The organism is Allotamlana fucoidanivorans (genome assembly GCF_006265225.1).
GTDB classification, from domain to species: Bacteria; Bacteroidota; Bacteroidia; order Flavobacteriales; family Flavobacteriaceae; genus Allotamlana; species Allotamlana fucoidanivorans.
This window is the reverse complement of record NZ_VDCS01000002.1, coordinates 319656-332672: the sequence shown is the minus strand read 5'-3', so window position 1 is coordinate 332672 and position 13017 is coordinate 319656. Positions and strand designations below refer to the sequence as shown.

At 34.5% G+C, this 13017-nt stretch carries 11 protein-coding genes; 8 read left to right on the top strand and 3 right to left on the bottom strand.

The window, feature by feature from the left end; translation table 11 throughout:
- Positions 1-56 precede the first annotated feature (56 nt).
- Together FGF67_RS03030 and FGF67_RS03025 are read left to right on the top strand one after the other, a co-directional pair.
- Positions 57-917: an N-acetylglucosamine kinase gene (locus FGF67_RS03030; protein WP_139694994.1), complete on the top strand. Its 861-nt coding sequence runs from the start codon at positions 57-59 to the stop codon at positions 915-917.
- A gap of 47 nt (positions 918-964) precedes the next feature.
- A complete protein-coding gene (locus tag FGF67_RS03025; protein WP_233243988.1) occupies positions 965-2164 on the top strand; it encodes an ABC transporter ATP-binding protein in 1200 nt (399 codons plus the stop codon).
- 9 nt (positions 2165-2173) lie between these two features.
- On the opposite strand, the gene FGF67_RS03020 is transcribed toward FGF67_RS03025, so the two are convergent.
- Positions 2174-3214 (bottom strand): GMP reductase, encoded by a 1041-nt coding sequence (locus FGF67_RS03020; RefSeq protein ID WP_139694992.1) that lies wholly within the window; start codon positions 3212-3214, stop codon positions 2174-2176.
- Between the two features lie 170 nt (positions 3215-3384).
- On the opposite strand from FGF67_RS03020, the gene FGF67_RS03015 reads away from it, so the two are divergent.
- Positions 3385-4764 (top strand): response regulator, encoded by a 1380-nt coding sequence (locus tag FGF67_RS03015; protein WP_139694991.1) that lies wholly within the window; start codon positions 3385-3387, stop codon positions 4762-4764.
- 7 nt (positions 4765-4771) lie between these two features.
- Here FGF67_RS03015 and FGF67_RS03010 read toward each other — a convergent pair whose 3' ends face one another.
- Both FGF67_RS03010 and FGF67_RS03005 read right to left on the bottom strand, forming a co-directional pair.
- A complete protein-coding gene (locus FGF67_RS03010) occupies positions 4772-5152 on the bottom strand; it encodes a Rid family detoxifying hydrolase (RefSeq protein ID WP_139694990.1) in 381 nt (126 codons plus the stop codon).
- 33 nt (positions 5153-5185) lie between these two features.
- Positions 5186-7951: a putative LPS assembly protein LptD gene (locus FGF67_RS03005; RefSeq protein WP_139694989.1), complete on the bottom strand. Its 2766-nt coding sequence runs from the start codon at positions 7949-7951 to the stop codon at positions 5186-5188.
- 198 nt (positions 7952-8149) lie between these two features.
- Here FGF67_RS03005 and FGF67_RS03000 point away from each other — a divergent pair, with 198 nt between their 5' ends.
- The 5 genes from FGF67_RS03000 (at position 8150) to FGF67_RS02980 (ending at position 12966) form a co-directional block, all read left to right on the top strand.
- Entirely contained in the window at positions 8150-9250 is a 1101-nt protein-coding gene (locus FGF67_RS03000; protein WP_139694988.1) for an N-acetylmuramoyl-L-alanine amidase family protein, read from the top strand.
- Between the two features lie 50 nt (positions 9251-9300).
- Positions 9301-10236 (top strand): MlaD family protein, encoded by a 936-nt coding sequence (locus FGF67_RS02995; RefSeq protein ID WP_139694987.1) that lies wholly within the window; start codon positions 9301-9303, stop codon positions 10234-10236.
- A gap of 2 nt (positions 10237-10238) precedes the next feature.
- The gene (locus FGF67_RS02990; protein ID WP_139694986.1) at positions 10239-11552 is read left to right on the top strand and encodes a (Fe-S)-binding protein; all 1314 of its coding nucleotides are present in this window, start codon (positions 10239-10241) and stop codon (positions 11550-11552) included.
- Positions 11553-11658: 106 nt separating this feature from the next.
- Positions 11659-12450, top strand: coding sequence for a (Fe-S)-binding protein (locus FGF67_RS02985; RefSeq protein ID WP_139694985.1), 792 nt, complete (start codon positions 11659-11661; stop codon positions 12448-12450).
- 30 nt (positions 12451-12480) lie between these two features.
- The gene (locus tag FGF67_RS02980; RefSeq protein ID WP_139694984.1) at positions 12481-12966 is read left to right on the top strand and encodes an ABC transporter ATPase; all 486 of its coding nucleotides are present in this window, start codon (positions 12481-12483) and stop codon (positions 12964-12966) included.
- Positions 12967-13017: the final 51 nt, after the last annotated feature.

The following is a 13017-nucleotide window of genomic DNA, read 5'->3' as shown; positions in this document are numbered from 1 at the left end:
CGCAGATATATTGTGTTTAAAGCACAATAAACTGTGGAGTTTTTTTATCTTAGAGTATGGTTTTAATAGTTGATAGCGGTTCTACAAAATCAGATTGGTTAGCTGTAGATTATAACGGAAATAAACTTATGGAAAAGATTAGGACTAAAGGTCTTAATCCAGCAATTTTAAGTGATAAAAAACTCCATAAGATTATAACAAAGAGTAAAGAATTAAAAGAAAATAGAAAAAAGGTAACCCACGTGTTTTTTTACGGCGCAGGTTGTGGTACAGATAACGCACGCGAATTACTAGAAACCGTATTACAACAAATTTTTGTTAATGCCCATATCGAGGTTAATGAGGATACTTTAGCCGCGGTTTATGCTACAATAAATCATCCTAAAGAAGCTGCCGTTGTATGCATTCTAGGAACAGGGTCAAACTGTAGTTATTATGATGGTGAAGTATTACACCAACGTGTTAAGTCACTTGGGTATACCCTTATGGATGATGCTTCAGGAAATTATTATGGCAAGCAACTTATAAGAGATTATTATTTTAATCACATGCCAGAAAATGTAAAAGTGGCTTTTGGGTCTAAGTTTAATATGGATGCTGATTTTATTAAATATAATCTTTATAAACAACCCAGCCCTAATGCGTATTTAGCCAATTTTGCTGAATTTATGTTTCTTCATAAAGATTCAGAATACACCATTAAGTTGATTAAAGATGGTATAAGGTTGTTTGCGAAAAATATGATTATGCAATATAAAGAAGAACTAAAAATAGTGCCAGTTCACTTTGCCGGATCAATTGCGTATTTTGCTCAAAAAGAAATTAAAGAAGTGGCAGAAGAAATGGGATTCAAAGTAGGTAATTTTGAACGAAGACCTATTGATGGATTAGTTCCTTTTCATACCAAAGATTTATAGAATTTTAGTTTACACTTGTTATACCTATGAACCATGTTGCTTTTTATTTGAGTAATAAAGACAACAAGGTTGAATTTGTAAAGCGTTTAGTTTCTGGAGCTGTTCTACCGCGTCTTAAGCATTTAAAGCCTGCCATTTTTTCGGAAGAGACAATTAATAAGTTGATTTCAGAAGAAATAAGGCATGATATCTATTTAGTTCAAACTCAGGTTAAGAATTCGTTGTTGCATTCCTCTCAAGGGGAAAGAAAACAAGCGCTTTTAGATTATATTATTTCTAAAAACCCAGAGTATCTTATTGTTGATAATATTTATGATAGTTTAGATACAGAAGCTCAGGTACAGCTAAAACATAATCTAACAGAAATAGCAAACCATATACCATTGGTTCAGTTGGCGGTTAGAAGGTCTGATATTTTACCTTTTATAGAAACGGTTTATCGGATAGAGGGTAAAAATCGTTTGGTTGAACTACAAAACGAAAGCAAGCCTACAGATACGTCCAGGTTTAGGTTTCAAATACCATACTCGAAGCCTGAAAATGTAAAAAAAGAGGAGTCTTTGGTGCGGTTTAAAAATGTCAGCATAAAATATAAGGAGCGTTGTGTTCTAAACAATATTTCATGGGAGATTAAATCAGGAGAGTTTTGGCAACTTATTGGAAAAAACGGATCGGGTAAAACCACAATATTATCTTTAATAACGGGTGAAAATCCTAAAGCTTATCAGCAGGATATTACATTGTTTGGATTTAAAAAGGGAAGTGGGGAAAGTATCTGGGATATTAAAAAGCATATTGGGAGTTTTTCTTCGGAATATTTACGTGGATTTAGGCGTTTAGACTCAGTTGAAAATATGATGCTTTCAGGATTTTATGATTCTATTGGCTTGTATAAATATCCTAATGAGCGCGAAATTTTAGTTGCGAAGCAGTGGTTAAATATTTTGGGGTTTTATGAATTGAGGAAGCAACCATTTCTGTCATTATCCAAAGGGTATCAACGATTAATATTAATAGCAAGAGCCATGGTGAAACAGCCTAAACTACTTGTGTTGGATGAGCCTACAAATGATTTAGATGACCATGATGCAACTCTATTTTGCGAATTGGTTAATAAAATTGCCAGCGAAACTCAAACTGCTATCTTATATGTATCTCATAGAAAAGAGCCCAATTTAAAACCGCAATTTATATATCAACTTACAACAAATACTAGCGGTTCTATAGGTTCTATTGTAAATGTTTAAAAACTATGGTTAGTCATTATAAACTCTATTTTCCTGTTCATTCACTCTTATAAAAGTGGTACGTTTGGTCAGTTCTTTAAGTCGTGACGCTCCAACATAGGTACAGGTGCTTCTTAAACCGCCTAAAATATCCTGTAATGTTTGTTCTACGGCACCTCGGTAGGGTACTTCAACGGTTTTTCCTTCGCTCGCTCTATATTCGGCAACACCTCCTACGTGCTTTTCCATAGCGGTTGCAGAACTCATACCATAAAATTTCCGATAGGGTTTACCGTTTTTTTTAATCATTTCTCCACCACTTTCATCATGCCCAGCAAGCATGCCTCCAAGCATCACAAAATCTGCTCCAGCACCAAAGGCTTTGGCTATATCACCAGGAAAGGAACAACCGCCATCACTTATAATTTGTCCTCCTAATCCGTGAGCAGCATCAGCACATTCAATAATTGCCGAAAGTTGCGGGTAACCCACCCCTGTTTTTACACGCGTGGTGCAAACAGAACCTGGGCCAATACCCACTTTTACAATATCTGCTCCAGATAACAATAACTCTTCAACCATTTCTCCTGTAACCACATTTCCTGCAATAATGGCTTTATCAGGGTAGTTGTCTCTGGTTTTTTTTACAAAATCTGCAAAATGTTCTGAGTATCCGTTGGCGACATCAATACAAATAAATTTAAAATTAGGATTGATATTAAAAATGTCTGATAGTTTTTTAGAGTCATTCCCGCCAATACCTGTACTAATGGCAATATAATTTTCCATACCAGGAGATAAACTTGCAGAGAATTCAGTCCATGATTTTAGTGAGTAGTGTTTATGAATAGCAGTGAATAACTTTCTCGCTGCAAAGGTATGCGCCATATCAAAAGTACCAACAGTATCCATATTGGCTGCCATAATGGGGATGCCAGACCAAATTAATGGACTATGGAGAAAGTTAAATGTGCGTTCTAAATCTACCTCAGATCTGCTTCTTAAAGTGGATCGCTTAGGGCGAATCATAACATCTTTAAACCCTAATTTTATATCATGTTCTATTCTCATATACTGTAAAAAATCGAAGTCTAAAATTACCAAAATTTAAAAGAAGTAGGAAGTTTATAAGCTAAGAAATAGTTTTGTAAATTAGATGCGTTATTATTTAACCTAAAATATAAACGAAATCGGTGAATTTGGTTCCTAATTTTATAAAATCTATAAAAATTAAAAGGAAATTGTCCTTTTTTATATTCCTTTCTATAGCATGTATTTTACTAATAGGTTATACCTTTTTAGAAAAAGAGATATATACAGAGAGTGCCGCCTTGTTTTTATTTATTTTGGCTATAATTCAGGTTTTTGGATTACAATATTTCTTAAAAAACCAATTAAAAAATGAAGTTAAAATTAAAAACTTAGAGTTAAGAATTAGGGAATTGAAAGCAGGATTTGAGTCTACGGAAAAAATGTTAGATTATAATTCTGTATACATGACCAATTTGAGTTATGAAATTAGAACACCACTTAGTACCGTGTTAGGAATGCTTAATATGCTAAAGTTAACAGATTTAGATGCGAATCAACAAGCTCAAATTGAGATTGCCGAGTATTCGTCTAAGCATTTGTTACAATTGGTAAATATGGTGACATCAAATGCAGAGGTTGAAAAGGATGAAATTAAATTAAATTTAAAAGCGATGGATTTAAAGGCTGATTTAACTAAGCTTTTTAAGGTTTTTGAATATCAGGCTTTTGATAAAGGATTAGCTTTTGAATATAGGTTCTTATCTGAAGAGAAGGATAAGTTTTTTACGCTAGGTGATACGGTGAGAATACAACAGGTTTTAATTAATTTGATAAATAATGCGATTAAATTTACGCATTCAGGGAAGGTGTCTGTCATTGTTGATCAGTCTGTTGGTATTGATGATTATCAAATTGTTACGTTTTATGTAAAGGATACTGGAATTGGCATGCGAGACCATGAAGTAACCCAAATTTTTAAAGCCCCCAAAGATGAAAGCTCACATTATAATACCCATTTAATAAAGGATTATAGAGGAGGAGGTATGGGGCTTTCCATTTCTCAAAAATTGGTAAGCTTATTAGGTGGTACATTAAAATTAGAGACAAAAGAGAACGAAGGGTCTGCATTTTATTTTAGTTTGCAGTTAAAGAAGACCTTAAATATTAAAACAGCTGATGTAGAGAGTAAACCTGTAGAGCTTAATAAGTTTAGGGTTTTAGTGGCCGAAGACAATAGAACAAATCAAAAAGTAATTAAGTTTTTATTAGAGCGTCAAGGTGCAGATTGTACCTTCGCTAAAAATGGGCGTGAAGCACTTGAACTCTATAAGATTTTAGATTTTGATATGGTGTTTATGGATATCTATATGCCAGATATGGATGGGCTAATGGCTACTAAATTAATCCGGGAAACTGAGAAATATAAAATAGAAGGTACGCCCATTGTTGCTGTTTCCGCTAGTGCTTTTGAGCAGGATATAGAAAATGCTAAACTGGCGGGTATTGATGATTTTTTGGCGAAACCTATTGAAACAGATAAATTAAAAGCCTTAATACGAAAACATGCTAAGGCTAAAAATTCAGCTTAACTTGGTATTATTTTACAGCAATAACACTAATTTCTACATTAACATTTTTAGGTAATCGAGCTACTTGAACTGTTTCACGAGCTGGCGCAATTTCATCATTAAAAAAGCTACCATAAACATTGTTGATTTCAGCAAAATCATCCATGTTACTAATAAATATAGAAGATTTAACAACATGGTTAAAGGTCATGCCTGCAGCTTCAAGAATAGCCAATATATTGTGCATCACTTGAGTGGTTTCGGAGGTGATGTCATCTAAAACTAATGCCCCAGATTCTGGATTTATAGCTATTTGGCCAGAAGTGTATAATGTGTTTCCGCTCAATACGGCTTGATTGTAAGGACCTATAGGCGCGGGGGCTTTTGCTGTGGTTATAATTGTTTTCATTTAGAAATAATTTACGTGATTAAACAATTTATATTAAAGACGAAGGTCTTGTTGTCTGCGCTTTTCGTATTTTAAATCTTGAAGTAGGCTAGATTTGATACCTATAAAGAAATTCCATTGTTTCCACGGTCCAAAGGGGGTCCAGCTAAAATTCATACGCCAACTCATTAAATCGCGTTCAAAACGAAGTTGTGTAGGTGTAAAACCAAAATTCTTAAAATCATAACCAGAAGATCCCCCAATAGACCATTTGTCTGTGAGTTCAATATCACCAGAAAACATTAGTGAATGCGACGATATTTCATTTTGCCTTCTGTTATTTGAGTAGTTTACAGCATAAGCCAGCCTTAAACTCCAAGGAATTTTATGTTTGTAAAGCTCAGAGGGTGGTTTGTCTTTATCGTCTTTCTTTTTACCCATTTGTTGGTTGGAATAATCATCAGACACACCAAACAAATCATCGGCTCTACCTCCACCACGAAGATTTTCTTCTAACCTGTCATCATCTTCATCACCCTTTTTCTTGTTTTTATTTGAAAGAGACCAACTTGCGGTTAAGTTACCACTGGTCAACCTAAAGAGGCTCCCCCCATTCTCAATATTAAATTTATCAATTCTGTTGTTATTATTGTCTAACGCATAAGGATCTAAAGTGGCTCCAAAATTGATACTCAGTTTATTATCAAAAAACTGTGTGCCACCACTCATTCTTACAGGGCTCCATTGGAGTGAATCTCCGGCAATATTATAAGCTGTTGAAAAATTTAAGTTGTTGAGTAGTATGATTTTTTTGGCTTCAGTAGCCGTACTATCTTTATCTCTTACTTTGGCTTCAAAATTATTAGAAAGCGAAAGCCCTACACTACTAGAAAAGGTTTTGTTAGGTGTTCCAAAAATACCGCCTTCAAATCGGGTGTACTCTACTTCACTTCTCGTAGTGCCATCGGCGTCTATAACCTCATAAGAATCATAGTATTTGCTGAATGACGGATTGATGTTATAGCTTACAGAGGGGCGCATAACATGCCTTATGGCCTTAATTTTTGAATCTTTTCCTTCTTTTTCAAAATTGAACATTCCATAAACGGTGGTACCTAAACTTGTGCTAAAATTATAGGTTCTAAAGGCATCAAAGCCATTAATGTCGGTAACTACTTCAGTTTCGGCAATAGGATTGTATGCTTTTTCAATCGTTTTAAAGGTCCAAACCTCATTATAACTAGTTCCAGCACTGATACTAAAATGTTTAAATACTTTGAAGTTGGTTGTTAACGGAATGGTATGCTGAAAGCCAGCCTTGGCATCATCAAACATTTCCTTTTTAAAAAATAAAGAATCTGTGGTTTGAATTCTGTTTTCCCCACGCACATTATATTGGAAATTTATATTCTGAAAAATTCCTTTTTTTGAACCATCTTTTGCTGCAAACGGATACATTCTGCCAACACTACCTTGAAATGTAGGCAGCGTCATATTGATAACCTGAGTTTGTGTGTTTTGTGAATGGGTGGCAGTAAGGCTATAATTAACTTGCGGTTCTCCTGAAAATGTTTTAGAGTAAGATATAGAAGAAGATAAGTTGTTGTTTAAACGGTTACCAACATTACTATTGTTTTGTGATAATTGATAATATTTGCTACTACCTAAGTTTACTGATGCAGAGAACCTAGAGCTAGGGTTAGCCTTTGAGTCTTGACTATGCGACCATCGAAGATTATAAATGGTACTGTTAGCATAGTCTGGAAAACCACGTTCACTTACAATTAAGTTTTCATACCTAAACCCAAAATTACCTCGAAACCTATAGCGCTTAGCATAAGTACTTTCCATTCTTAACGCATAGCTACCGTTGGTGTAATAATCACCCAAAGCAGTTAAATCTACATAATCACTAATAGCAAAATAATATCCTCCATTTTGAAGAAAGTAACCCCGATCATTTTGTTCTCCAAAAGTAGGTAAAATGATACCCGAGGTTTGAGTCTCACTTTGTGGAAAAAAACCAAAAGGCAATCCAACAGGGGTAGGTACATCATATATAAAAATGTTGGCTAAACCTGTTACAATTTTTTTTCCTGGTACCACCTTTGCTTTTCTAAGCTTTATATAATAATCAGGATCTTCAAGGTCTTCGGCAGTTGTATATTTAGCATTTTTAATAAAGTAAACAGAGTCATTCTCTTTTTTTGTAATTGATGCAATTACAGTACCATCTCCTTGTTCTGTTTGAGAATTATAAATAAGCGCTTTTTTAGTCTCAGTATTGAAAAGAATAGAATCGGGCTCAACCACATTACTACCTTGAGAAAAAACAGGTTTTTGTTCATAAGCACCTGTAGAATCAACAATGCCTTTAGCATATACCGTATTCTTATTATAATCAATAGTAATATCTCCTGCTTCAATTTTCATGTCTCCATACTCAATTCTGGCCAGATTATATAAGTAGAGTTTATGTTCTTTCTGATTGAATTTGGTATAATCGTCAGCATGATAATCTACAACATTCTCTAAAAGCTCTTTTTTAGGGATGATAGTATCAATTATGGTAGTGTCTTGGCTTTTTTCTGAAATTTCAGTTAATGCAAGACTATCAGAAGTAACACTAAGCGAATCTTTTTCTTGGGTCTCTATGACCAGTCGGTCTATTTTTTTTTCCTTTTTAGGGATGTCTTGACCGAAGCTTAACATGTTAATAAACACTGTAAAACTTAGCGCAAAAAGTATTTTAAAGTTGTTTGTGTGCAACGCTTTTAAATGTATTTTTGTAAAAGTATGGCTCGGTTTTTGAAAAGCCAAAATTACATATATTTTTCTGTGATTGATTTAATATTCAATTAAAAAATTAAAATAAAAACAGCTCTCAAAGAGTTTGATAGATAGACCGAGTTTTTTTATTCGCTAAGTTCATAGATTACAACTTGTTAATGTTTCTAAAAAAATAAAATAGTATTGATTTAGGAGAGTTAGTGTTTAAAACTAAAAAGAATTTACCTCATGAAAACGTATAAATTAGCCATTTTCGTATCTCTAATAAGTGTTTTACTTTGCTCTTCATTTGTTACCGTTGATAATGAAGTGCCTAGCAATAAAAAGTTTGTAGTTGTTTTAGATGCTGGTCATGGTGGAAATGACCCAGGTAATATTGGGAATGGTTTTAAAGAAAAGGATATTGCCTTAAAGGTGGTTTTAGCCGTTGGTAAGATGCTTGAAAGTCATCCTGATATAAAAGTAGTTTATACCCGCAAGACAGATACATTTATAGATTTATTTGTTAGAGGGCAAATAGCCAATAGAGCTAATGCAGATTTGTTTGTGTCGGTACATTGTAATTCACATCATTCTGCAGCCCATGGCACAGAAACCTTTGTTTTAGGAACCCATCGGAATAAAACTAATTTTGAGGTTGCAAAAAAAGAGAATTCTGTAATTTTTATGGAGGATAATTATGAGGAAAATTATGCTGGTTTTGATCCTAATTCACCAGAATCGGTAATGAGTATCCTTTTAAGCCAAGAAGAATATTTAGATCAAAGTATTATGTTGGCCAGTTTAATACAAGATAAGTTTACCAATACTTTAAAAAGGAAGAATAGAGGCGTTAAGCAGGCGGGCTTCATAGTATTGCATCAAACAGTGATGCCAAGTGTTTTGGTAGAAACAGGGTTTTTAACGTATAAAAAAGAAGGAGCTTATTTAAATTCTAAAAAAGGGCAACAGCAAATATCAAAATCTATTGCTGATGCTGTTTTAGAGTATAAGAAAAGTATAGATTCCAATGTGGGTAATTTGGCCTTAATGACTAATAAAGCATCAGAGTCTGCTATAAACACAAACATTACGTTTAAAGTACAAATTGCTGCAAGTTCAAAATCGATAGATACAGCACCTTTTAACTTTAAGGGGTTACAAGGTGTATCTAAAGAGAAGCAAGGTAATTTATATAAGTATTTTTATGGAAACACTTCAAATTATTCCATGATAAAGCAGCTTGAACAAGAGGCAAAACAAAAAGGTTATACGTCCTGTTTTATCGTTGCTTTTAAAGATGGTCATAAAATAGCATTGACCGAGGCGTTAAAATCAGTTGCAAATTAAGCGTGTTCTTTTCAAATTTATATTAAATTTGCTTTTCAAATTAAGCTATTTTGAAAGTAACAAGAGAAGTTAAAACAGGTATTCTAGTTATATTAGGCATCGCACTTTTTATAGTTGGGTTTAATTATTTAAAAGGTCAAAATTTACTAGATTCTTCAAATATATATTATACAGAGTTTGAATATAATGCACTTTCCAAGTCCTCGGCGGTGACGGTTAAAGGTAATGTGGTTGGTAAAATTAAGGATATTGCCTATGACTATGACTCTGGTAAAACAAGGGTGACTTTTGCTGTAAACAGTCAATTAAAATTTTCAAAAAACAGTAGGGTTAAACTTTACGAAACGGGACTTATGGGAGGGAGCGCTTTAGCCATCCTTGTTGAAAATGATGGAGAAATTGCTCAGTCAGGCGATGTTATACAATCTTACGTAGAGCCTGGTTTGGTAACTAGTTTGTCTAAGAATTTTTCGGGTATTAGTAGTGAATTAAATTCTACATTAAGAGCAACAGATACGCTTTTAATAAGTATGAATGAGTTAGTGAAAGACAATTCTGAAAAAGGGTTAAAGGCTACCATCGCAGAGTTAAATGGAGCCTTAAAATCGTTAAAGTATACCTCTAATTCAGTGAATGGTTTGCTCAATAAAAATGATGAGAATATTGCTGCCATTCTTGAGAATTTTAAAAACACAAGTGCTGATTTGGCGGCATTGTCAGAAGAATTAAAAAATGCAGAAATTGGCCAAACGGTTACCTCATTAAATAAGACGCTTCAAACCTTAAATAGTGTTTTGGCTGGTATGGAGAAAGGTGAGGGCTCAATGGGTAAATTACTTAAAGATGAGGCGCTTTATAATAATCTTCAAGGGGCTAGTCAAGAACTTGAGGCCTTATTACGTGATATAAAATTACATCCAAAACGATATTTTAGAATTCTTTCAAAAAAAGAAATTCCATATCAAGAGGGTGAAGAAACTGAATAATCATGTCATATATTTCCAACGTTTTATTTGCCGTTATACTCGTTTTAGGGATAGGCTATTTTGCTAAAAATGTAAAAAAGCTTATTCGAAACATAAAACTAGGTAGAGATATTGACGTGTCAGATAATCAATCTCAGCGCTGGGAAAACATGATTAGGATTGCCTTGGGGCAAAGCAAAATGGTGCGTCGTCCTGTTTCTGGGGTGCTGCACGTCATTGTTTATATTGGTTTTATTATTATAAATATTGAAGTTTTAGAGATCATTCTTGATGGCTTATTTGGTACACATCGTATAGGATTAAAAGTATTGCCCATTTCCGTGTATGGTTTTTTAATAGGAACGTTTGAGGTTTTAGCTTGTCTTGTTTTAGTATCAGTAACCGTATTTTGGGTACGAAGAAATGTTATCAAATTAGCACGTTTCATGAAAAGTGAAATGTCAGGATGGCCTAAACAAGATGGTAATTTAATTCTGTATTTTGAAGTGGTATTAATGACTCTGTTTTTAGTTATGAATGCTACCGATTCACAATTTCAAAGTTTAAACTCAGGAAATGTTATAAGTCAGTTTATAGCACCCTGTTTTGAAGGTATGCCAGAAAATGGACTGCATCTTATAGAAAGAGGTGCCTGGTGGCTGCATATTATTGGTATTCTCATCTTTTTAAACTATTTATATTTTTCAAAGCATCTACATATTTTACTGGCGTTTCCAAATACATTTTACGGAAAATTACAACCTAAAGGACAAATGGATAACCTAGAGGCGGTAGCCAATGAAGTAAAAATGATGATGGATCCTGATGCCGATCCGTTTGCAGCTCCCGCTGAAGGTGGTGAGGATGATATTCCAGAAAAATTTGGCGCTAGTGATGTACAAGATTTAAATTGGGTACAATTACTCAATGCTTACACCTGTACAGAGTGCGGACGTTGTACCAGTGAATGTCCTGCAAATTTAACCGGCAAAAAATTATCACCGCGTAAAATTATGATGGATACCAGAGATCGTCTGGAAGAGGTGGGTAAAAATATAGATGCAAATAATGGCGAGTTTAAGGGGGATGGTAAACAACTTCTTGATGATTATATAACAAGAGAAGAACTCTGGGCTTGTACATCCTGCAACGCCTGTACAGAGGCTTGTCCTGTAAGTATAGATCCATTATCTATCATTTTAGATATGCGCCGGTATTTGGTTATGGAACAATCTGCTGCACCAGCAGAGCTTAATACTATGATGACCAATATAGAAAACAATGGTGCACCGTGGCCTTACAATCAAATGGATAGGCTAAACTGGAAAAACGAATAATTATATAATAAGGGCGTTACCACAAGGGTCGGGCTTTCGCAAGTCGCTCTTTTCAAGGAGCTCCAACAATAGCTCAATCCCTAACGCAAAAAACATAATGTATCACATGAGCAATCTACTCAAAGTACCAACAATGGCCGAATATATGGGGCAAGGCAAACAACCCGAAGTACTGTTTTGGGTGGGATGTGCTGGAAGTTTTGATGACCGAGCAAAAAAAATTACAAAAGCCTTTGTGAAATTATTAAATAAGGCGAATGTAGACTTTGCTGTTTTAGGTGCTGAAGAAAGCTGTACTGGAGATCCAGCCAAGCGCGCAGGAAATGAGTTTTTATTTCAAATGCAGGCTGCTACCAATATTGAGGTTTTAAATGCCTATGATATTAAAAAGATTGTTACTGCTTGTCCGCATTGTTTTAATACCATAAAAAACGAATACCCAGGTTTAGGCGGTCATTATGAGGTGCTACATCATACACAGTTTTTAAAGTCATTATTTGAAGAAGGCAGATTAACGGTTGAGGGTGGTAGATTTAAAGGTAAGCGAATCACTTTCCATGACCCGTGTTATTTAGGGCGTGCTAATAATGTTTATGAGGCACCACGTGAGCTGATTCAAAAGTTGGAAGCTGAATTAGTTGAAATGCGAAAGTGTAAAAGTAACGGATTATGCTGTGGTGCTGGAGGCGCACAAATGTTTAAAGATGCTGAAAAAGGGGATAAGGAAGTAAATATAGAACGTACAGAACAGGCTCTGGAAACCAAACCAGAGATTATTGCTGCCGGATGTCCGTTTTGTAATACCATGATGACAGACGGTGTAAAAGCCAAAGAAAAAGAAAATGCTGTTGCTGTTTTAGACATCGCAGAACTTATTGCTAACGCTCAGGATTTGTAAAACATATACTTGAGACTAAAAAAAGAAAACATGCTAGTAGATTTCAATACATTACCAGAAGAATCACGGGTTTGGATTTATCAAGCCAACCGCTCGTTTACTGAAGAAGAATTAGAGGAAATACAATCAAAGCTTGAAACGTTTATTGAAAACTGGACAGCTCATGGAGGTGATTTACAAGCGGGTTATGTTGTTAAATATAAGCGTTTTATTGTTTTAGGGTTAAATCAAAGCATGAATGTGGCAACGGGTTGTTCTATAGACGCCTCCGTTCATTTTATTCAACAATTAGAACAAGATTACAACGTAGATTTGATGGATAAAATGAATGTATCCTACAAACAAGGCGCATATATAGCGTATAAGTCTTTAACTGATTTTAGAAAAATGGCCAAAGACAAAGCCGTATCTAAAAACACCATTGTCTTCAATAATTTGGTGGCTAATATTAAGGAATTCAATGAAAATTGGGAAGTGCCTGCTAGTGAAAGTTGGCATAGTCGTTTTATAAAGTAACGATATCCTATTTAAATATAAATCTATCTTAAAGACTTTTTATCTTCTTTT